The sequence below is a fragment of the Asanoa sp. WMMD1127 genome, assembly GCF_029626225.1.
Lineage (GTDB): Bacteria > Actinomycetota > Actinomycetes > Mycobacteriales > Micromonosporaceae > Asanoa.
In genome coordinates this window covers 4,735,522-4,756,902 of record NZ_JARUBP010000001.1, presented here as the reverse complement: position 1 = coordinate 4,756,902, position 21,381 = coordinate 4,735,522, and the positions used below count along the sequence as shown (strand labels likewise).

General features: G+C 71.5%; 19 protein-coding genes. 10 read left to right on the top strand and 9 right to left on the bottom strand.

From position 1 onward, the window contains the following. Positions 1–2,667 carry a fibronectin type III domain-containing protein gene (locus tag O7635_RS22745; RefSeq protein WP_278082480.1) on the bottom strand — a complete coding sequence of 889 codons (2,667 nt, stop codon included), beginning with the start codon at positions 2,665–2,667 and terminating at the stop codon, positions 1–3. A 48-nt stretch (positions 2,668–2,715) separates the two neighbouring features. Then, positions 2,716–4,080, bottom strand: a complete 1,365-nt coding sequence (locus tag O7635_RS22740; RefSeq protein WP_278082479.1) for a DUF4832 domain-containing protein — start codon at positions 4,078–4,080, stop codon at positions 2,716–2,718. A gap of 133 nt (positions 4,081–4,213) precedes the next feature. Here O7635_RS22740 and O7635_RS22735 point away from each other — a divergent pair, with 133 nt between their 5' ends. The 9 genes from O7635_RS22735 (at position 4,214) to O7635_RS22695 (ending at position 12,494) form a co-directional block, all read left to right on the top strand. Next, complete coding sequence (locus tag O7635_RS22735) at positions 4,214–5,095, top strand: sugar ABC transporter permease (RefSeq protein WP_278082478.1); 882 nt, start codon at positions 4,214–4,216, stop codon at positions 5,093–5,095. 11 nt (positions 5,096–5,106) lie between these two features. Beyond that, positions 5,107–5,991: a carbohydrate ABC transporter permease gene (locus tag O7635_RS22730; protein ID WP_278082477.1), complete on the top strand. Its 885-nt coding sequence runs from the start codon at positions 5,107–5,109 to the stop codon at positions 5,989–5,991. A 25-nt stretch (positions 5,992–6,016) separates the two neighbouring features. Then, positions 6,017–7,369, top strand: coding sequence for a sugar ABC transporter substrate-binding protein (locus O7635_RS22725; RefSeq protein ID WP_278082476.1), 1,353 nt, complete (start codon positions 6,017–6,019; stop codon positions 7,367–7,369). A gap of 70 nt (positions 7,370–7,439) precedes the next feature. Continuing rightward, positions 7,440–8,936, top strand: a complete 1,497-nt coding sequence (locus O7635_RS22720) for a glycoside hydrolase family 36 protein (RefSeq protein WP_278082475.1) — start codon at positions 7,440–7,442, stop codon at positions 8,934–8,936. Positions 8,937–8,985: 49 nt separating this feature from the next. Beyond that, positions 8,986–10,155, top strand: a complete 1,170-nt coding sequence (locus O7635_RS22715; RefSeq protein WP_278082474.1) for an ROK family transcriptional regulator — start codon at positions 8,986–8,988, stop codon at positions 10,153–10,155. 15 nt (positions 10,156–10,170) lie between these two features. Next, positions 10,171–10,455, top strand: coding sequence for a DUF427 domain-containing protein (locus O7635_RS22710; RefSeq protein ID WP_278082473.1), 285 nt, complete (start codon positions 10,171–10,173; stop codon positions 10,453–10,455). Between the two features lie 15 nt (positions 10,456–10,470). Beyond that, a complete protein-coding gene (locus O7635_RS22705; RefSeq protein ID WP_347405340.1) occupies positions 10,471–10,815 on the top strand; it encodes an MmcQ/YjbR family DNA-binding protein in 345 nt (114 codons plus the stop codon). 42 nt (positions 10,816–10,857) lie between these two features. After that, on the top strand, positions 10,858–11,637 hold the full coding sequence (locus tag O7635_RS22700; RefSeq protein ID WP_278082472.1) for an SAM-dependent methyltransferase: 780 nt from the start codon (positions 10,858–10,860) through the stop codon (positions 11,635–11,637). 41 nt (positions 11,638–11,678) lie between these two features. Beyond that, a complete protein-coding gene (locus tag O7635_RS22695) occupies positions 11,679–12,494 on the top strand; it encodes a class I SAM-dependent methyltransferase (protein ID WP_278082471.1) in 816 nt (271 codons plus the stop codon). On the opposite strand, the gene O7635_RS22690 is transcribed toward O7635_RS22695, so the two are convergent. From O7635_RS22690 to O7635_RS22660, 7 genes are all read right to left on the bottom strand, one after another. Further along, positions 12,443–12,769 (bottom strand): hypothetical protein, encoded by a 327-nt coding sequence (locus O7635_RS22690; RefSeq protein ID WP_278082470.1) that lies wholly within the window; start codon positions 12,767–12,769, stop codon positions 12,443–12,445. The two genes, O7635_RS22695 and O7635_RS22690, sit on opposite strands and share 52 nt — an antisense overlap. A gap of 19 nt (positions 12,770–12,788) precedes the next feature. Then, positions 12,789–14,387 (bottom strand): ubiquinol-cytochrome c reductase cytochrome b subunit, encoded by a 1,599-nt coding sequence (locus tag O7635_RS22685; RefSeq protein WP_278082469.1) that lies wholly within the window; start codon positions 14,385–14,387, stop codon positions 12,789–12,791. Between the two features lie 56 nt (positions 14,388–14,443). Next, positions 14,444–14,614, bottom strand: a complete 171-nt coding sequence (locus O7635_RS22680; RefSeq protein ID WP_278082468.1) for a hypothetical protein — start codon at positions 14,612–14,614, stop codon at positions 14,444–14,446. 49 nt (positions 14,615–14,663) lie between these two features. Beyond that, complete coding sequence (locus O7635_RS22675) at positions 14,664–16,247, bottom strand: amidase (protein WP_278082467.1); 1,584 nt, start codon at positions 16,245–16,247, stop codon at positions 14,664–14,666. Then, positions 16,244–16,546, bottom strand: coding sequence for a hypothetical protein (locus O7635_RS22670; protein WP_278082466.1), 303 nt, complete (start codon positions 16,544–16,546; stop codon positions 16,244–16,246). Before O7635_RS22670 ends, O7635_RS22675 begins: the two co-directional genes overlap by 4 nt. A gap of 133 nt (positions 16,547–16,679) precedes the next feature. Beyond that, positions 16,680–17,069, bottom strand: coding sequence for a VOC family protein (locus tag O7635_RS22665; protein WP_278082465.1), 390 nt, complete (start codon positions 17,067–17,069; stop codon positions 16,680–16,682). Positions 17,070–17,114: 45 nt separating this feature from the next. After that, on the bottom strand, positions 17,115–17,873 hold the full coding sequence (locus O7635_RS22660; RefSeq protein ID WP_278082464.1) for an alpha/beta hydrolase: 759 nt from the start codon (positions 17,871–17,873) through the stop codon (positions 17,115–17,117). Positions 17,874–17,951: 78 nt separating this feature from the next. On the opposite strand from O7635_RS22660, the gene O7635_RS22655 reads away from it, so the two are divergent. After that, positions 17,952–21,320 carry an indolepyruvate ferredoxin oxidoreductase family protein gene (locus O7635_RS22655; RefSeq protein ID WP_278082463.1) on the top strand — a complete coding sequence of 1,123 codons (3,369 nt, stop codon included), beginning with the start codon at positions 17,952–17,954 and terminating at the stop codon, positions 21,318–21,320. Positions 21,321–21,381 lie beyond the last annotated feature (61 nt).

Below are 21,381 nucleotides of genomic sequence, written 5' to 3'. Positions count from 1 at the left end.
CTACTGGAAGGAGATGTGGTCGATGGAGATGGTCGAACTGCCTCCGTACCAGAAGCCCATGGCCAGCTGGGACGGCGAGTTGCGGTTGATGCCGTTGGCGGCCATCGGGATCCTGATGTCCTGATAGGACGTGGTGATCACCGGACGTGCGCCGCCGTCCAAGGTGAAGTCGCCGAACACCTTGGTGGCGCCACCCAGGCCGAGGTTGAAGTGGGCCTGCTCGCCGCCGGCGGCACCCTTGATCCGCACCACCAGGTACGTGCGGTTGCTCAGGTCGACCCCGACATCCGAGCCGAACCAGCCACAGTTGTTGTAGCGCAGGCTCAACGCCCCACCGGTGACCACACCCGAACCGCCGCCGTCGAGGAAGCAGTTGCCGCCGGTCCACTTGCCCAGGTCGTTCTGGGACGGATAGGCGGGCGTGCCGTCGAAGTTGTCCAGCACCAGGCCCGTCGGTGGCGGAGTGGTGGCGTTCGTCGTCACGGTGACCGTGTTGCTGGCCGCCGACCGGTTCCCGGCCGCGTCCCGGGCCCGGACGGTGTAGCTGTAGGCCGTCGACGCGGTCAACCCACTGTCCGTGAAGGACGTTCCGATCGGACTGCCCACGAGCGTCGTGCCGCGGAACACCTCGTAGCCCGTCACGCCGACGTTGTCGGTCGCGCCGGACCACGACAAGGACACCGACGTGTCGGTCTTCGCCGGCGATGACAGCGTCGGCGCGCTCGGCGCCGTGCAGTCACCGGAGCACCCGGTCGTCGTCGCCGACACCGTCGCCGACGGCCCCGACACGTTGCCCGCCGCGTCCACCGCCCGCACCGAGTACTGATAGGTGCGGCCGGCCGTGCGCCCGGTGTCCGTGAACGACGTGCCCGTGACGGTGCCGGCGAGCGCGCCGTCCCGCGACACCTGGTAGCCGGTCACGCCCACGTTGTCGGTGGACGGCGACCACGACAGCGACACCGACGTGTTCGTCACCCCCGACACCGCGAGACCCGAGGGCGCCGACGGCGCGGTGCAGTCGCCCGTGCAGCCGCCGGTGGTCAGCGCGCCCAGGTTGACCCAGCCGTCCGTGCCCTGGTTGGCGTTGGCGAACGACAGCGGCAGGGCGGGGCGCCACTGGTCGATGATCCAGTCGGTCAGCCGGCTCGCGGCGGGCCGGGCCCGCAGCACCTCGGGTGTGACCGCCTCGAGCGGGTTGCGGACCTTCAGCACGAGGCTGTAGGAACCGGCGGGGACGCCCGCGGTGCTGAGCGTGGCCGAGAAGTTCACCGGACGACCGAAGTCGAGGTACGTCGGGTCCGCGCCCACGTTCCAGTCCGGGAACGCCCGGATCTTCAGCGGCTGCACCTGGCGCAGGTCCCAGTTGGTGTCCCAGGTCTTGACGATCGCGCCGGCCGAGTTGCGCAGGCCGACGACGGTCGTCCACGGGTAGTAGAACGGCGCGACGCCGTTGTTCTGCATGGTGACGCCGACCTTGAACGACGAGCCGCCGGCGGTGGCGTTGAAGTTGGCCTGCGGGATGTGCAGGTTGTAGCCCATCTTGCGGACGCCCGCGGCGACCTTCGCGTCGCCGGTGCTGTAGCCGCCGGCCCCGGTCTGGTTGATCATCCAGCTGATGTGGGTCAGCTCGGTCGCGGCCAGCACGTCGTCGACCTGTCCCGAGCCGCCGGGCCAGTTCGTGTAGAGGCTGCCCTGGATCTCCGGTCGGGCCTCGCCGCCGATCGACTGGGTGACCCACCGGTTCTCGGTGCCGGTGTTGAGCTGGAGCTGGAGGAACGCGTCGTCCCAGCCGTTCATCGACATCGGCAGCGTCATGCCCTTGAGCTGACCGCCGCGGATCTCCTTGTAGGGCCAGGAGTCGTCGTGGAAGCCGATGTTGGCGTTCTCGGTGCCGGCCAGCGGGTAGCGGACCTCGAGCTGGATGTTGTCGAAGGCGCTGTCGAACGCGCCCATCAGCGTGCGGATGGTGGCGTCGGTGGGCATCAGGTTGGGGTAGCCGTCAGCGGTGTCCCGGTCGTAGGGCCAGGTGTGCCACTCGCCCCACAGCCCGACCAGGCCCATCGTCATGAACCCGATGCGGGGATCGGCCGTGCCGCCGGCGCCGGCGTGGTCGTAGCGGGCCGCGAAGGCGTTGATGAAGCTGGTCAGCGCGGCGATGACGTCGGGGTCGTCGTAGTCGGGGCTGACCGTGCCCCAGAATCCGTTGGTGCGCAACGCCATCTTGCCGTTGAGGCAGGGCGGGATGCCGTTGCCGGGGTGGGTGCCGCTGCCGCCGGGATACTCGACGTAGAAGCGGAAGGCGACCTGGCGGCCCCAGACGGCGGCCTCGTCGAGCGCCTTCTCGAAGACGCTCCAGTCGAACACGCCGCAGCTGCTGGGATCCTTCATCACCTCGTTGAGCGCGAAGTAGCTCCAGACCAGGCCGCCGGGGTACTTCGTCGACAGGTTGTCACCGGGGAAGTAGTAGGGCGCGAAGCCCTTCAACGGCTGGCCGAGCGGTGCGTCGGCGTACGCGTAGGTGCGGGTCGTCAGGCTCGTGTCGGGGCCGGGCCCGGCCGGCGGGCGCGGCGGCGGACCGGCCGGCGCCGCGACCGCGCCGGCCGGGGCCAGCACGAGCGTCAGTGCTGTCACCGCGAGGGCGGCGAGCAGCTTGCGTGCGGATGGCATGAACCGTGTTCCCTTCTGGGCGGAGTGCAGGAACAACAGCCGGCGCCGTCAGCGGGTGGAGACGGTGCCGAGGCGCAGCCAGCCGGAGTGGTTGTCCTGGCTGGTGTTGGCGAACCGCAACGGGATGCCGTTGGGCAGAGGGTTGGGGACGCGCATGACGATGTCGTAGCTGCCGGCCCGCAGTCCGTGGGTGTCGATGCGGGTCGAGAGCTGCGCGGGGTCCTGGCCGGGCTGGATGCCGGCGACGGTCCACGGCGTGCGCCAGCGCCGCACGACGCGGCCCTGGCCGTCGACCGCGGCGAGCTCGGCCCGCCAGTCGTAGTAGAACGGGGCGACGCCGCGGTTGGCGATGCGCACCGAGACGCGGTCACGGTCGAGCGCCGCCTCGGTGACCGTCAGCTCGTAGCCGAGCGAACGGGTCGCGGCCAGCGCGCGGAAGTAGTTGTCCCCGGTGTAGCCGGCGCCGGCGAACGCCGCGTGGTTGATGAGCCACGAGGCGTGGGTCTGCGCCACGGACTCGGCGAAGTCCTCGTACTGGCCGCAGCTGACCGGCTCGTCCCACAAACACGACTGGATCTCGGGGCGCAGCTCGCCGCCGATCGGCTCCTGACGCCACTTCTCGGTCACGCCCTGGTCGATCAGGCGCTGCACGAAGTGCCACGACGTGGGCGGCAGCGTCTCGAACGCGAACGAGTCGTCGTGGTAGCCGATGCCGAGCTCCTTGTTCTCCGGGCTGGGATAGCGGGCCAGCAGCCGGGTCTCGTCGAAGGCGGCGTCGTAACGGCTCAGGACGCGGGTCAGGATCTCGTTGCTCGGCATCCAGTTCTCGGGCTGGGTCCAGCCGTCGTAGGGCCAGGTGTGCCACTCGCCCCAGAAGCCGATCAGGCCGAGCGTGACGAAGCCGATCCGCGGGTCGCCGTCGTAGCGCCGGCCGAACGCGGTGATGAAGTTCTCCAGCGCGGCGACCAGCCGCGGGTCGCTGTAGTCCGGCGAGACGCTGACGCCGTTGTTGCCGAAGTCCGGGTAGGGGCGGGTGACGAGACCCTGGTCCAGCAGGTACTGCGGGATGCCGGTCGGTTTGCCCGGATAGTCGAGGTAGAAGCGGAACACGGCCTGGTGGCCGCGGGCCGCGATGTCGTTGAGCTGGCGCTCGAGCGCGTCCCAGCGGAACTGGCGCGGCCCGGTCATCACGTCCCGGAGCGGGAGATAGAACCACTCCATGCTGTAGGGGAACGTCTGGTAGCTGCCGGCGTACGGCAGGAAGCCCTTGAGCGGGTTGTCGGCGGGCGCGGGCGCGTAGTCGAGCTGCGTCCATTGTGGAGTGCGTGCGGGCGTGGCTGAGGCGGGCGTTCCCGCGGCGACGGCGAGCGTCGCCAGCAGGGCGATTGACAGGCGCAGGGCACGGCGGATCATGACAGGTCGTCCTCCCCGGCGGGTTTCTCACGTAATACGAAGAGGTGTTGACAAAATTTCGAAGGTCTACATCATTATTCGGGAACGGGCCGGCTGGCAAGAGCCAACCCGGGAGAAAGATCAGAGGCGATCGATGAGTACGACGAAACGGCGCGACGACCGGCGCGCTGCCTGGTGGTTCCTGCTGCCCGTGCTGGTGGGGTTCGCCGTCTTCTACGGCTACCCGGCCGTCCGCGGCCTGTGGTACTCGGTCACCGACTACACGATGCTGAACACCCCGTCGATCGTCGGCGCCGAGAACTACACCGAGCTGCTGCGCGACGGCGAGTTCTGGCACTCGCTGCTGGTCACCGCCTGGTACGTGGTGCTCAACATCGGCTCGCAGACCCTGCTGGGCCTCGGCATCGCCGCGCTGATGCACCGGCTGACCCGCTCGGTCGTGCTGCGGGCGACGCTGCTGCTGCCGTGGCTGGTGCCCAACGTGACCATCGGCCTGCTCTGGATGTGGCTGCTGGACACCAACCTCGGGTTTCTCAACCACCTGCTCGGCGTGGTCGGCGTGGGACCTGTCGGCTTCCTCACCGACGCGACGTGGGCGATGCCGTCGATCGCGGCCATCAACACCTGGGCCTACACCGGCTACACCGCGCTGCTGCTCTACGCCGGGATGCTGCAGATACCGCACTACCTCTACGAGAGCGCCGCGATCGACGGCGCCACCGAGTGGCGGATGTTCCGCCGCATCACGCTGCCGCTGCTGCGGCCGGTGCTCGCGCTCGTGCTGGTGGTCTCGCTGATCGGGTCGTTCCAGATCTTCGACACCATCGCGGTCACCACCAAGGGCGGCCCGGTATCGGCGACCCGGGCCATCTACTACTTCATCTACGAAGAGGCGTTCCGGTTCTTCCACCTGGGCTACGCCGCCGCGGCGGCGATCTGCCTCGCGCTCATCCTCGGCGTGCTCACCGCGGTGCAGATGCGGCTGCTGCGCGCCTCCCGGTCGGACCTGGCATGAAGGGCGGACGCGTGCGCCGGAGGAATCTCACTCCCAGCCGCCTGGTGGCGTGGGTCGTGCTGGCCGTCATCGTCGTCGCGACGGTCTTCCCGTTCTGGTGGATGGTCCGCACGGCGCTCACCCCGGCCGCCGACATGTACACCGACCACACCGGCCTGCTGCCGCAGCACCCGACGTTCGTCAACTTCACCCGGGTGCTCGGCCTGACCAGCGAGGCCGAGGCGCGCGCGGCCGGCGGCTCCGGCGCGCACGTCGACTTCGCGCGCTACCTGCTCAACTCGATCATCTATTGCTCGCTGATCGCCGGGTTCCAGACGCTGTTCTGCGCGATGGCCGGCTACGCCTTCGCCCGGCTGCGCTTCCCCGGCCGCGACGTGCTGTTCGGCGTGCTGATCAGTGCCCTGATGGTGCCGCCGATCTTCACGTTGCTGCCGAACTTCGTGCTGGTCAAGGAGCTCGACCTGATCAACACGATGGCCGGCATGGTCGCGCCCACGATCCTGATGACGCCGTTCGCGGTGTTCTTCCTCCGCCAGTTCTTCCTCTCGCTGCCGCGCGACGTGGAGGAGGCGGCGATCCTCGACGGCAACGGCCCGTGGGGCATCTTCTGGCGCATCGCGCTGCCGATGAGCCGCGGTCCGCTCATCACCATCGGGCTCACCACCATCGTCTGGGCCTGGAAGGACTACCTCTGGCCCCTGCTGGTCGGGCGCAGCGAGGACAACCGGCTCGTCACGGTCGCGCTCGGCGTGTTCCTCCAGCAGTCGCCCAACACCCAACCGGACTGGACCGGGCTGATGGCCGCCTCGACGCTGTCGGTCCTGCCCGTCCTGGTCCTGCTCGTCTTCATGGGCAAGCGGCTGGTCCAGTCGCTGAACTTCACCGGTAGCAAGTGACCCACCCCGCAGAGAAGAGGATGAGATGATCCGCAGATCACGTGCCGGGGCAGCACTCCTGTCACTGGCCGTCGTGGCCGGCCTGGCCGCCTGCTCGAAATCGGGTGACGACGCCGGCAGCGGCGACGCCGTCACCCTGGACTACTGGCTCTGGGACGACAACCAGAAGGCGTCGTACCAGGCGTGCGCCGACTCGTTCCACGCCGCCAACCCGAACATCACGATCAAGATCACGCAGTCCGCGTGGGACCAGTACTGGCAGAACCTCACCACCCAGGTGGCCGCCGGCGAGGCGCCGGACGTGTGGACCAACCAGGGCTCCTACTACCCGCAGTTCGTGACCGCCGGCCAGATCCTCGACCTGCAGCCCTACGTCGACGCCGACAAGGTCGACCTCACGCAATATCAGGCGGGGCTGGCCGAGCTGTTCGAGAAGGACGGCAAGCGCTACGGGCTCCCCAAGGACTGGGACACGATGGCCCTGGTCTACAACACCGAGCAGCTCAAGGCCCAGGGCATCGACGCGGCGGCGCTCGCCGACCTGACCTGGAACCCGACCGACGGCGGCACCTTCGAACAGGTCATCGCCAAGGCCACTGTGGACAAGAACGGCAAGAACGGCCTGGACCCCGCGTTCGACAAGAGCAAGGTCAAGACGTACGGCTTCCTGCCGGAGTGGAAGGACGGCTCGCAGGGGCAGAACGGCTGGGGCAACCTGGCCGCGATGCTCGGCTTCACCTATCTCGACAAGAACCCGTGGGGCACGCAGTACAAGTACGACGACCCGCGGCTGGCCCAGGTCATCGACTGGTTGAAGTCGCTGATCGCCAAGGGCTACAGCCCCGCGCTCGACAAGTCCTCCACGCTCGCCCGCGACGCGCTGCTCAACGCCGGCGCCGGCGCCATCACCGTCACCGGCTCCTGGATGATCAACAGCTACCTCGGTGACACGGCGAAGGTGAAGTTCGCGTTCGCGCCGCTGCCGGCGGGCCCGCAGGGCCGCAAGTCCGCCATCAACGGCCTCTCGGACGCGATCTGGTCGGGCACCGAGCACAAGGACGAGGCCTGGAAGTGGGTCAAGTTCCTGGCGTCCAGCGAGTGCCAGGACATCGTCGCCAAGAACGCCGTCGTCTTCCCGGCCATCAAGACCGCGAGCGAGAAGGCGTTGGCGGCGCACGAGGCCAAGGGCCGGGACGTGCGGCCGTTCATCGACGAGGCCACCGCGCAGGGCGGCACGTTCTTCCTGCCGATCACCGACCACGGCAGCGAGGTCAGCAAGATCGTCGAGGACGCGATCCAGTCGTCGGTGCTGGGCCAGACCGACTCGGCGACCGCGCTGAAGAAGGCCAACGAACAGGTGAACGCACTGTTCAAGTAGGACAGACCCACGATCCGGTGCGGCGGGACCGCCTTGGCCCGCCGCACCCCCGTACCCGCCAAGGAGAACAATGGCACTGCTCATCGAGCTGGCCGGCCGCACCTTCGCCCTCGAACACGACGGCTCCGGCGGCCCGCAGCCAGCCGACGGCGGGTTGATCCTGCCCCCAGGACGCGTCGCGCTGCTGCACGGACTGGGCGACGCCCTGTTCTACCGGCACGGGCACAACTCGTGGAGCCCGTGTGGCTGGCGCCGGTTGAGCGAGCCGCCGTTGCGCATCGCCAACCCGCAGCGCCGCGTCACGGCCGACGACGACGTCTGGGACGACCCGGCCCGGCACCACTCCTCCGCCGTGGCCGCCCTCGACGCCGGCGACGGCAACGTGCTTCTGCTCGGCGCGCTCGGGCTGGGCACGCCCCGCCTCGCGGCCGACCGCGACACCCTCGCCGGCTGGTACGAGCACGGCGGGCAGCCCTGGTTCGCGGCGTACGGGCCCGAGGAGGAGGTGTTCGCCGCCTACACCCGGGAGTTGGCGACGCGGCTGGGCAGCAGCTCCCGGCGGGCGGGCAACGTCTGGTGCTCCTGGTACGCGTACTACGAGACCATCACCGAGCAGCAGCTCACCAAGGACATCGCCGACCTGCGCGGCCTGCCGTTCGACGTCGTGCAGATCGACGACGGCTGGGAGCGGATGGTGGGCGACTGGGAGCCCAACCACAAGTTCCCGTCGGGCATGCGGTCGCTGGTCGACCGGATCGAGGACGCCGGGATGACCGCCGGGCTGTGGCTGGCCCCGTTCATCGCCTTGCCCGACTCGGAGTTCGCCCGCCGCCGGCCCGACCTCCTGCTGCGCGACGCCCGCGGCGAGCTCGTGGTCGCCGGCCACAACTGGGGCACCGGCTACCACGCCCTCGACCTGTCGCGGCCGGCCACGCTCGACCACGTGGCGGAGCTGACCCACCGGATGGTGCACGAGTGGGGGTTCCGCTATCTCAAGCTGGACTTCGTCAACGCCGGGGCGGTGCCGGGCGCCCGGGCGGACGGCGCGGAGCGGGAGCAGGTCTACCGCGACGCCCTCACGCTGATCCGGCGGGTCGCGGGCGACGACGTCTACCTGCTCGGCAGCGGGGCCATGCTGCTGCCGTCGCTGGGCATCCTCGACGGGCTGCGCAGCGGGCCCGACGTCGCGCCGATGTGGCAGAACTACGCGAGCGACGACCCGTCGGACGCGATGGCGCGCAACGCCGTCGTCAACAGCCTCCACCGGCTGTGGCACCAGCCGCTGGCCGAGGTCGACCCGGACGTCGTCTATTTCCGCAGCCGGCTCAACCTGCTGACCGACCAACAGCTGGCGTGGCTGCGCGACCTCGCCGACGTCTGCCGCTTCCGGGCCGTGTCGGACCCGCCGAGCTGGCTTACGCCGACCGAGCTGGACGCGATGACCACCTACCTGGCGGCCCGGCCCGAGGTCCGGCGGCGCGGCCGTTACGTGTGGACGGTCGACGGACGCGAGGCGGATTTCACCCCGGCGATCTCGCCCACCTCGGCGGCGTACCCGATCAGCTGAGGCTCGGCTATTTTGTAAAGGTCAAAGTGTATTTTGAAAAGGGACAGACGTGACAGAACTGGCGACGACCGGCACCGACTTGTCGCGCCTGCGCGAGCTCAACTCGTTGACCATCGTGCGGGCGTTGCGTGACCACCCGCCGTCCACCGTCACCGAGCTCTCCCAGCGCACCGGGCTGTCCCGTCCCGCCGTCGACGTGATCGCCCAGGGTCTGGTCACCGACGGGTGGGCCAGCGTGCTGGAGCCCGGCGCCAGCAGCGCGGTCGGGCGGCCGGCCCGGCGCTACCAGTTCCGGTCCGGCGCCGGCCACGTGCTCGGCGTCGACGTGGGCGCCCACAAGATCCTGGCGCTGCTGGCCGACCTCGACGGCAACATCGTGCACAGCGTCCGGCACTCCGTCGCCGCGGACGCCGGCCCGGCCGAGCGGCTCGCGGAGGTCGACGAGGTCATCGACGCGTGCGTGGCCGAGGCGGGCAAGGCCCCCGCCGACATCTGGGCCGTCACGGTCGCGGTCACCGGCGCCGTCGACGCGGCCGGCCAGACCAGCTTCTTCACCCCGCTGCCCGGCTGGAAGAGCGTGAACCTGGTCACGCACCTGGGCCAGCGGTTCTCCTGCCCCATCGTGGTGGAGAACGACTGCAAGCTCGCCGCCCTGGCCGAACGCTGGAAGGGCGCGGCCAGCGACGCCGACGACATCGTCTATCTGCTGGCCGGCATGCGCAACGGCGCCGGTCTGATCATCGACGGCGTGCTGCGCCGGGGCTACGGCGGCGCGGCCGGCGAGATCGGGGCGCTCAAGCAGGTCCGCTGGCTCAACGCGCCCGAGCACCTGCAGAACTGCCGCGGCGTGCCCGACACCGTCTCCCCCGACGACGCCGCGGCCTGGGTGTTCAACGCCGCGCGCGAGGGCGACCGCGCCGCCCGGGCGGCCGTCAACCGCTACGTCAAGGACCTGGCCGTCGGCGCGGCCGCGCTGGTCCTCACGCTGGACCCGCAGGTGGTCATCTTCGGCGGCGGCTTCTCCCGCTCCGCGGACCTGGTGCTCGACCCGCTGCGCACCGAGCTCGAGCGGCTCTGCCTGCGCATGCCGGAGGTGCGGGCCTCGACGCTGGGCGCGGACTCGGTCGCCCTGGGCGCCCTCAAGCTGTCGCTCAACGAGGTCGACACCCGCCTGTTCAGCGCCGGCCTCTCGGCCCCGGTCGCACCTCGGCGCAAGTGAACGTACGTTGGGTTCATGCCTAAAGCTGTCTGGAACGAGATCGTCATCGCCGAGTCCGCGGACACCGTCATGGTCGAGGGCAACCACTACTTCCCCCGCGCGGCCCTCCGCGACGACCTGATCAAGGACTCCGACACGCACACCGTCTGCCCGTGGAAGGGCACGGCGTCCTACTACACGCTCGAGCACGAGGGCCGGCGCTCCGCCGACGCCGTCTGGTACTACCCGGAGCCCAAGCCCGACGCCGAGATGGTCCGCGACCGCGTGGCGTTCTGGAAGGATGTCAAGGTCGTCGACTGACCCCTTGGGGGCACCCTGATCGAGCTGGCCGAGATCCGGCGGTACGCCCTGGCGCTTCCGGCGGTCGAGGAGAAGACGCACTTCCGGCTCCCCGGCTTCCGGGCGGCCGACAAGCTCATCGTCCACCTGGAGAAGGGCGACGCGCACGCGATCGTCTGCGTTCCCAAGGCCGAGGCTCAGGCGGCGGCCGCCGGCGAGCCGCAGGTCTTCGAGGAGGTGTGGCGCGAGCACGGCCGCATCTTCGTCGGGCTGCGGGTCGACCTCGCCCGCGTCGACGGCCCGCGGCTGCGCGAGCTGATCGAGCACGCCTGGCGGCACCGCGTCCCCAAGCGCGTCGCCGCGGCCCACGACGGCCGCTGACGGGGCATCGCGGGCCGTCCACGAAGGACTATGCTGCCCGCCATGGACCAGGTGCCTGAGGTGGACACCAGCGTGCCGCACAGCGCGCGGATCTGGAACTACTGGCTCGGCGGCAAGGACAACTTCGCCGCCGACCGGGCGGCCGGCGACCGGGTGCGCGAGGTGTTCCCCGCGATCGTCGACAACGCCCGCGCGCAGCGGGCCTTTCTCGGGCGGGCCGTCCGCCACCTGACCGCCGAGCGCGGCGTTCGGCAGTTCCTCGACCTCGGCACCGGGCTGCCCACGGCCGACAACACCCACGAGATCGCGCAGTCCGTGGCGCCGGAGTCCCGGGTGGTCTACGTCGACAACGACCCGCTGGTGCTGGTGCATGCCCGCGCGCTGCTGGCCAGCAGCCCCGAGGGTGTCACCGACTACGTCGACGCCGACGTGCGCGATCCCGAGACGATCCTGCGCGAGGCCGGGAAGGTGCTCGACCTCGACCGGCCCGTCGCGGTCGTCATGTTGGGGATCCTCGGCAACATCCCCGACTACGACGAGGCGTGCGCGGTGGTGCGGGCGTTCGTCGACGCGATCCCGTCGGGCAGCTACCTCGTCGTCAACGACGGCACCGCGGCCAGTGCGGAGATCGCCGCGGGCGCCCAGGTCTCCAGCCAGGGCGGCCACGCCTACGCGTTGCGCACGACCGACGAGTTCGCGCGCTACTTCACGGGTCTCGACCTCGAGGAGCCCGGCCTGGTGCCGACGACCCGCTGGCGGCCGACCGGCGAGACCGACGCGCCCACTCTCGACGGGTTCTGCGGAGTGGCCCGCAAGCCGTAAACGCGTTGCCGGGCGGCGGCCGCGGCGGCAGGCTGGCGGCCGTGACGTTTGCCCACCGCCGGATGTCGTTCAACGCCGCCGCCCAGGTTTACCGGCGCGGTCGGCCGCCCTATCCGGACGCGGTGTTCACGCTGCTCGAGCGCCGCTGCGGGCTCGGGCCCGGCGCGCGGGTGCTGGAGATCGGTGCCGGCAGCGGCCTGGCGACCGGGCCGCTCCTGGCTGCCGGCGCGCGGGTGCTCGCGGTGGAGCCCGGCGCGGACCTCGCCGAGATCCTGACCGCCGAGCACGCCGGCGACCGCCTCGAGGTGCGGGTCGCCGACTTCGAGACGGCCGAGGTCGACGGCCCGTTCGACCTCGCGGTGGCGGCGACGTCGCTGCACTGGCTCGACCCGGCGGTCACGATCCCCAAGCTCGGCACGCTCGTGCGCCCAGGCGGGTGGTTGGCCGCGTGGTGGACGGACTTCGGCGACGTCGAGCGACCGTCGCGGTTCCGGGACCGGCTCGACGTGGTCTATCACGACCGGCTGCCAGGTGAGCCCGGCTACCGGGAGAGCCGTTCCCACATGCTCGACACCGACCGGTGGACCGGTGTGCTGACCGCCGGCGGCTGGTTCGCCGACGTGACCGTCGACGTCATCAGGTGGTCGCAGACCCTGACGCCCGAGGGCGCGCGGGCGCTCTGGTCGACCTTCCCGAACATCCGCGAGCTGGCGCCGCCGGCCCGGGAGGAGTTCCTGAGCCGCCTCGCGGCGCTCGTCGCCGACGAACCCGGCGGCCAGGTCGACGACCCCCGGCTGACGGTCGTCTACACCGCCCGGTCGAGCAGCGCCGGATCGGCCACGACGGCCCTGACCTGATCGCGCTCCTCGGCGGTGAGGGTCAACCCGGCCAACCGGGCGCGCCAGTCCGCGTCCGGCTCGCCCAGGGCCACCGCCAGCTCGACCAGCATGGCCAGCGCCATCGCCAAGTCGCCGCCGTAGTCCAGCTCTGCCGGCTCGTCGCGCTGGATGAACACGATGGAGTTGCCGGACGGGTCCATGACGGTGAACCGCGAGGCGCCCGGCGCCGCCGGTGTTCTCCTGTGCCGGATCGACGCCGTCGGCCGCGCGCCCGTGACCGCCGCTTCTGTCATCGTCTGAGTCCTCGGCATCTCAGGGACGGTGGGAGATCTCGCGCCGTGCGTCGCGCGGCTCGACCGGCGGGTGGCCCGGTGAGACGGGTGCCTCCACCGGCCGCTCCAGTGGGCGGAAGAAGCCCTTGAGGGCCGGCCCGAGGGCGCCGAGCCGGTTCATCTTCTTCGGTACGACCCAGCCGACGTACTCCAGCTCCTCGGAGTCCAAGGTTTGGTGCACCTCGTAGAAGCGGCCGTCGGGGGCCCGGCGGATGATGCCGGTCTCGACCCCGTGGGCCAGCACCTCACGGTCGTGCTGCTGGAGGCCCAGGCAGAGCCGGTAGGTGGCCCAGTAGGCGATCGGCGGGAGGACCAGCATGCCGATCCGGCCGGCCCAGGTGAGCGCGTTGAGGCTGATCTGGAACTTGTCGGCGATCACGTCGTTGCCGCCGGAGAGGGTCAGCACCAGGAAGAAGGTCACGGCCATCGCGCCCAGCGCCGTGCGGGCGGGCACGTCACGCGGGCGCTGCAACAGGTTGTGCCGCAGGGTGTCCCCGCGCAGCCGGGCCTCGATGAACGGGTACGCCATCGGCAGCGTGGTGAACAGGCCGGGCAGCACGATGGCGGGCCAGAACATCGGCGGGATGACGTAACCGTCCCCGATGGGCAGCACGATCTCCCAGGCCGGCATCAGGCGGATGGCGCCGTCGAGCAGCATCACGTACCAGTCCGGCTGGGTCGCCGCGGACACCACCGCCGACTCGTACGGGCCGAAGAGCCAGATGGGGTTGATCTGGAGCAGCCCGGCCAGGAGGGCGATCACGCCGGCGACCGTGACGAAGAAACCGGCCTGTTTGATGGCGTAGCGGGGGAACATCCGCTCACCGACCACATTGGAGTTCGTGCGTCCGGGTCCCGGCCATTGGGTGTGCTTCTGCTTGAACACCAGGCCGACGTGGACCGAGATCAGCGCCACCAGCAGGGCCGGAATCAGCAGCACGTGCAGGATGAAGAACCGGCCGATGATCATGTCGCTGGGAAACTCGCCGCCGAACAGCGACGACGTCACCCAGGTGCCGATCACCGGGATCGACAGCAGGATGCCCGAGGCGATGCGCAGGCCGGTGCCGGACAGCGCGTCGTCCGGCAGCGAGTAGCCCGTGAAGCCGGCGAGGAAACCGATCCAGAACAGCAGCGAGCCGATGATCCAATTGATCTCGCGCGGCTTGCGGAACGCGCCGGTGAAGAAGACCCGCAGCATGTGCACGACGATCGACGCCATGAACAGCAGCGCCGACCAGTGGTGCATCTGCCGCATCACCAGGCCGCCGCGCACGTCGAACGACAGGTCCAGCGACGAGGCGTACGCGGCGGACATGTGCACGCCCCGCAACGGCGTGTAGCTGCCGTCGTAGACGACCTCCCGCATCGACGGGTCGAAGAACAGCGTCAGGAACGTGCCCGTCAACAGCAGGACGATGAACGAGAACAGCGCGATCTCGCCCAGCAGGAACGACCAGTGGTCGGGGAAGACCTTGTTGAGAATCCCCCGCAGCGGCGTCGCGACACCCAGCCGGTCCTCGACCTCGTTGCCCGCCTTGGCCGGCAGGGACGCAAGAGACTTCGCCCGACGTCGCATCGCTGACTCCGTCCGCAGACCGTCTACTACACGCTGTCGTGGCGGAGCTTACTCTACTACACGCTGTCGTGGGGAGCGGGTTTCTCGGCCTGCCGGCGCAGGTTCTCGCGCTCGCGCTGGTGGCGGTCGAAGCGCCGGCGGGCGTCGGCCGCGCGGGCGTCGTCGTCAGCGGCGATCGGCTCGCCGAGCAGCTTCGCGGCGATCGCCTTCGGATCCAAGGCGTCCACGGCCAACGAGTATAGGACCGGGCCGCGCGCGCGGCCCGGTCCATCGTGGTCACTGGGACAGGTCGGCGACCTGGTCGGCGGTCAGGCGGGGGCGGGCCATGCGGGCCGCCGAGGCCGGCGGGTCGGCCGGGCGGCGGGTGTGCCAGTCGGACACCGCCTGGTAGGCCGCGACGACCGAGAGCAGCCGGTCCTCCGCGTAGGGCAGGCCGCCCAGGATCGTGCCGATCGGCACCCCGGCGGCGGTGAAGCCGATCGGGAAGGCGATCTCCGGCAGCCCGACGATGTCGAACGGCACCGGGCCGGTCTGCAGCACCACGTCGCACTGGCCGAAGATCTGGTCGAGCACCCGCTCCAGCAGCAGCACCTTGGCCCGTTGGCCGGTCAGGAACTCGTTGGCGCCGAACAGCGCGCCCTGCAGCCAGCCGGTCAGCGAGACGCCGAAGCCACGCAGGTCGTCCCGCAGGTAGGGCATGAACGGCTCGCTGCGCTCCGGCAACCGCACGTTGTTGAACGCGTTCCCGGTGAGCAGCGCCCAGTCGTCGGGCAGCGGCACCTCGACCAGCGTCGCGCCGGGGATCGCATCCAGCGCCGTGAGGAAGGCCTGCCGGGCCAGCGCGGTCGCCGACGTGCCGGTGGCGAACCCGGGCGGCACACCGATCCGGGTTTCCCAGCGCAGCCGCACCGCGCCCCGGCGGCGGACCGGGGTGGCCGCGTCGATCAGGTTCGGCACGTCCGGCAACCCTTGCGTACGCGGGTCCGCCGGGTCCTCCCCCGCCATCGCGGTCAGCATGATCGCCGCGTCCTTGGCGTCCCGCGCCAGCGGGCCGGGGTGGTCCCGCGTGTAGCTGAGCGGGATGATGCCGTGCAGCGACACCCGGCCCATGGTCGGCTTGAGGCCGGTCAGGTTCTGCGCGTTGGACGGCGCGGTGATCGAGCCGCCGGTCTGCGTGCCGATGCCCGAGGTGGCCATCCGGCCGGCGACCGCGGTCGCGGTGCCCGTCGACGAGCCGCCGGGGTCGGTGTCGGGGTTGGTCGGGGTCCACGCGTTGACCGTGGTGACGACACCGTCCGGTGTGGTCGCTCGCGTCGTCGCCAGCGGGCCCATCTGCGTCTTGCCGAGCACGATCGCGCCGGCCGCCTTCAGCCGGGCCACCGCGGTCGCGTCCTGCGGCGGCACGAACTCCCGGAACAGCCACGAGTTCGCGGTCGTGCGTACGCCCTGGGTCCAGTAGTTGTCCTTGATGGCCAGTGGGATGCCCCGCAGCGCGCCCCGCCCGCCGGCGGCCCGGGCGGCGGTGGTCGCGACGACCAGGTTGAACGCCTGGTACGTGTCGTCGAAGGCGGCGATCCGGGCCAGGTAGGCGGCCAACAGCTCCTCGGGCCGCAGCCGACGCTCCCGGATCAGCCAGGCCGCCTCGGCGATGGTCAGCTCGGTCGGGTCGGCGAGCGCCTCGGGCCGGGGCCGGACGTACGCGTTCGGGTTGTCGAGCCCGTCGCCGGGGCGGTGCCTCGCGGCCGCCGAGGCGACGGCCGGCCGGGCGACCCCGCCGGCGGTGGTGACGGCGGCCAGGGTCCCCACCCGCGCCAGGAACGCGCGGCGGTCGACGGTGCGGTCGGTCGGCGCCAGGCTCATGACTGCCGCCAGGCGGTGCTGATCGACGGGTACAGCAGCGGCGCCGGCTGTTGCGACAGCGCCCGCGCGACGGCCGGGTCGGTGCCGGCCGGCGTGGGCAGCTGGTAGGCGGCGAGCGTGCCGATCGTGGAGCGCACGAACGAGCGCAGCGAGGCGAGCACGGAGTCACGGCCCGGCGCGCCGGTCTCCGGGTCGTCGGCGGTGCCGGGCGGCAGCTGGTCCAGGTCGATTCCGAGGGAGGCGAGCCGGGCCCGGATGAACACATCCAGCTCGGCGTCGGTGGGCGGGGTGGGCGCCATTGGCTCTCCTTGCACCGAAGGACAGGTGCAAGCCAATCTCCGATCCGTCCATCTCGGATCGATTACGCCAAGATCACGGCGGGGTGAACCGCGCTCACGGTCCGTGGCCCGGTCCACCCCGCGAGGGCCGGCGTCAGGACGCCGTGGCGACCTTCCACAGGTGACCGTCGGGGTCGGCGAACCAGGCGTCGTAGCCGCCCCACTCGGCCGCGACCGCGGCCTTGACGACCTCGGCGCCGGCCGCCTCCGCCGCCGCCATGACCTCGTCGACCTCGGCCCGGGAGGACACGATGTGGTGGAACGAGACCGCCCGGAAGCCGGTGCCCTCGGGCGACATCCCGACCTCCGCGGCCGCCGCCGCCCGGTCGTAGAGCGCGAGCGACGACGACCCCGCGCCGAGGTCGAGATGGACGAACCCTGGGTAGTCCTGCTTGACCGTCGCGCCGAGGCCCGAGGTGTAGAACTTCTTCGCCCGGTCGAGGTCCTGCACGCCGAGCATGATCGTGGTAACCGCGATCGACACGGTGAACTCCTTCGCTTGGGAAACCCTTACACCAGGCTGACGGAGCTAACCGGCGAGGTGTGACAGCAGGGCCGTCAGCGTGGGGCCCGGGTCCTCGAAGCGGGCCGCGTGGCCGCCGGGCACCTCGACGAGGCGGGCGTTGGGGATTCCCTCCGCGATCTCCCGCGAGTGGGCCGGCGCCACGAACCGGTCCCCCGTGGCCGCCAGCACCAGCGTGGGCGCCCGCACCGCGGCCAGGTCGGCACGCACGTCGAGGCGCAGGCCGAGGTCGATCTGCGCCAGCGTGCCCGGCGCCGGGTCGTTGGTCAGCAGCGCGCCGTACTGCTCCACCTGTTCGGCGGAGAGCGCCGCCAGGAAGTGCTCGGCGAACGACAGGTTGACCAACAGCTTGCTCAGCTCCGGCGCCTGGCGCGCGAACATCGCGGCGTACACCTCGAGGTTGAGGCGCAACGTCGGTCGCGCCCGGGCGAAGCCGACCACGGTGGCCAGGCGGGTCACCCGTTGGGGGTGGCGGACCGCGACCGTGACCGCGATCGGGGCGCCGAGCGAGGCGCCGACGACGGCGAAGGTGTCCAGGCCGGCCGCGTCCGCCGTCGCCACGATCTCGTCCGCCAGCGCGGCGACGTCGAGCGGGTCGTCCGGCAGCGGGCTGGCGCCCGAGCCCGGGAGGTCGGGCAGCACGACCGTCTGCCCCGCCGCGAGGCCGTCGAGGACCGTCCCCCAGCTCTTCCGGCCCGTGCTGCCGGTGCCGTGCACGAGCACCAGGCCCGCGCCCGAACCGACGACCTCGTAGGAGAGTGTCACGCCACCGACGGTAGCCCGGCTGAAGTTAACGTTTACTCAAATAGCCTGGTAGGGCCGCTATGGGTTAGGAATTGTCTCGTGACACCCGAGGGCAGCACGGTGCTCAGCGGCACCCAGGCGATGGTCCGCCTCGTCGCCGACCAGCTTCGCGCGGACGCCGCCGCCGGCCTGGACACGGCCGCGCTGGTTTCCGGATATCCGGGGTCGCCGATCGGCGGCTTCGACCTCGAGATCGCCCGCGCCCGGCGCGGCTGGACCGACCTCGACGTCGTGCACGAGCCGGCGCAGAACGAGGAGCTCGGCGCGACGGCGGTCTGGGGCAGCCAGCTCGCCCCGCTGCTGCCGAACCCGCGCCGGCAGGGCGTGCTCGGCGTCTGGTACGGCAAGGCGCCCGGCGTCGACCGCGCGGCGGACGCCCTGCGGCACGGCAACTTCACCGGCGCCCACCCGCTCGGCGGCCTGCTCGCGCTCTGCGGCGACGACCCGACCAACAAGTCCTCGACGCTGCCGTCGGCCAGTGAGGGCATCCTGGCCGCGCTCGGCATGCCCGTCTTCCAGCCGGCCGACGTGCAGGAGATCCTCGACCTCGGCCGGCACGCGATCGCCGCGTCCCGGGCCAGCGGGCTGTGGACCGCGCTGAAGGTCACCACCCAGGTCGCCGACGGCGTCGAGTCGGTGCTGGCCGGCCCCGACCGCGTCCGGCCGGTGCGGCCGACCGTGCTGCACGACGGCCGCCCGTACGTCCATCGCCCCAGCGCCGACGTCCTCGGCAAGGCGTCGCTGGACAAGGAGGCGACGCTGGTCGGCCCGCGCCTGGCGGTGCTCCTGGCCTATCTGCGCGAGAACGGGCTCAACCGGACCGTGCTGGGCTCGCCCGCCGACCGGTTCGGCATCGTGGCGTCGGGCGCGGCCTACCTGGAGCTGCGGGACGCGTTGCGCCGGCTCGACGTGCCGGCGCCCGTTCGGGTGCTCAAGCTCGACGTCGTCTGGCCGCTGGAGCCGCAGGCGATCCGCGCGTTCGCCGACGGCCTCGACGAGATCCTGGTCGTCGAGGAGAAGGGCCCGTTCGTCGAGACCGCGATCCGGGACCTGTTGTACGACCTGGAACGCCGACCGGTCGTCCGCGGCAAGCGGGACGAGGACGGCACGCCGCTGCTGCCGGCCGGCGGTGGGCTCGACAGCGACACCATCGCCCGGGCCGTGGCCACCCGGCTGCGCCGGCGCGGCCTGCTGCCCGCGGCCACCCCGGTGCGCCGGCGGGTCGCGCTGCCGCTGGTCGCGGCCGGCGCTGCCCGGTCGCCGTTCTACTGCTCGGGCTGCCCGCACAACCTGTCGACCGCCGCGCCCGACGGCGCCCTGGTCGGCGCCGGCATCGGCTGCCACACGATGGTGCTGCTGCACCCGGAGCGGCGCGACCAGGTGGTCAGCGCGACCCAGATGGGTGGCGAGGGCGCGCAGTGGATCGGGCAGGCGCCGTTCGTCGGGACGGGGCACATCTTCCAGAACATGGGTGACGGCACGTTCCACCACTCGGGCTCGCTGGCCGTGCGGGCGTCCGTGGCGGCCGGCACCAACATCACCTACAAGCTGCTCTACAACGCCGCGGTCGCGATGACCGGCGGCCAGGAGGTCCGGCCCGCGCTGTCGGTGCCGGACCTGACCCGGTGGCTGGAGGCGGAGGGCGTACGCCGGGTGATCGTGACGACCGACGAACCCGGCCGCTATCGCGGCGTGCGACTCGCCCGCATCGCCGAGGTGCGCGACCGGGCCGAGTTGATGCGGGCCCAGGAGGACCTGGCCGCCACGCCCGGCGTGACGGTGCTCGTGCACGACCAGCAGTGCGCCGCCGAGAAGCGCCGGCTGCGCCGCCGTGGCGACCTCCCGGCGCCGACCCGGCGCGTCATGATCAATGAGCGGGTCTGCGAGGGCTGCGGCGACTGCGGGCACAAGTCGCAGTGCCTGTCGGTGCGCCCGGTGGAGACCGAGTTCGGCCGCAAGACCCAGATCCACCAGTCGTCGTGCAACACCGACTACTCGTGCGTGCACGGCGACTGCCCGGCCTTCCTGGACGTGACCGTCACGCCGGGCGCCCGGGAGCCCATGGCCGTGGCGCCGCCGTCGGTCGCCGATCCCGACCTGCCGGCGGAGGCCGACGCGACGGTCCGGTTCGTGGGCATCGGCGGCACCGGCGTCGTCACCGCCGCCCGGCTGCTCAGCACCGCGGCACACCTCGACGGCCACCACGTGCGCGGCCTCGACCAGACCGGGCTGGCCCAGAAGGGCGGGCCGGTGGTGTCCGACGTGCGGATCCACGCCGATGGCGCACCGCGGTCCAACCGGGCCGCGGCCGGTGGCGCCGACGTCTACCTGGCGCTGGACCTGCTCGGCGCGACGGCCGCCGACAACCTGGCCGTGCTGTCACCGGAACGCTCGGTCGCGATCGTCTCGACCAGCGCCGTGCCGACGGGCGCCATGGTCATCTCGCCGGCCGAGCGGTTCCCGGAGCTGGACGCCCTGGTCGGCGCCGTCGACCAGCGCACCGACGCCGACCGCAACGTCTATCTCGACGCCGAGTCGCTGGCCGAGCGGCTCTTCGGCGACGGCCTGCCGGCCAACCTGATCGTGCTGGGCGCCGCCTGGCAGCGCGGCCTGCTGCCGGTGTCACGGGAGTCGCTGGAGCGGGCGATCAAGGAGAGCGTCCGCGATCCGGAGCCGTCGCTGGCCGCGTTCCGCTGGGGTCGGGCGGTGGTCGCCGACCCGGCCGCCGTGCGGGCGGCGGTGTCGCCGGGCGCTGTCGAGGTCGAGCCTTCGCTCGATCGGCTGCTGGAGGTCCGGGTCGCGGACCTGGCGGCCTATCAGAACGCCGGCTACGCCCGTCGCTACCTCGACCTCGTCACCCGGGTACGCGAGCGCGAGCAGGCGGTCGGCGGCGACGGCGAGCTGGCCCGGGCGGTGGCCCGGCAGCTGCACCGGCTGATGGCCTACAAGGACGAGTACGAGGTGGCCCGGCTCAGCCTCGACCCGGCGGTGGACGCGGCGGTGGCGGCCGAGTTCGGTCCCGGGGCCCGCTACGCGTACCGGCTGCATCCCCCGGTGTTCCGGGCGCTGGGCCTGCGGCGGAAGCTGACCCTCGGTCGCTGGTTCCGGCCGGCGTTCGGGGCGCTGCGGGCCATGCGGTCGGTGCGCGGCACGCCGTTCGACGTGTTCGGCTACGCCCGGGTCCGGCGGCTCGAACGGTCGCTGGTCGCCGAGTACGTGGCCGTCGTCGGCGAGCTGCTCGCCGGGCTCACCGCCGCAAACCATCCGCTGGCCGTGGAGATCGCCGGGCTGCCGGAGCAGGTCCGCGGCTACGAGGAGATCAAGGTCGAGGCGGCCGCCCGCTATCGCGCGCAGCTGGCCGCCCTGCGGTCGCGATGGACCACGGAACCGTTGACGCCCGTCGGCTGAGTCGCACTCTCCGTGCGCATCGGCGAATCGTCGTCGTGCACAGAGTGCTGAACTACCCAGA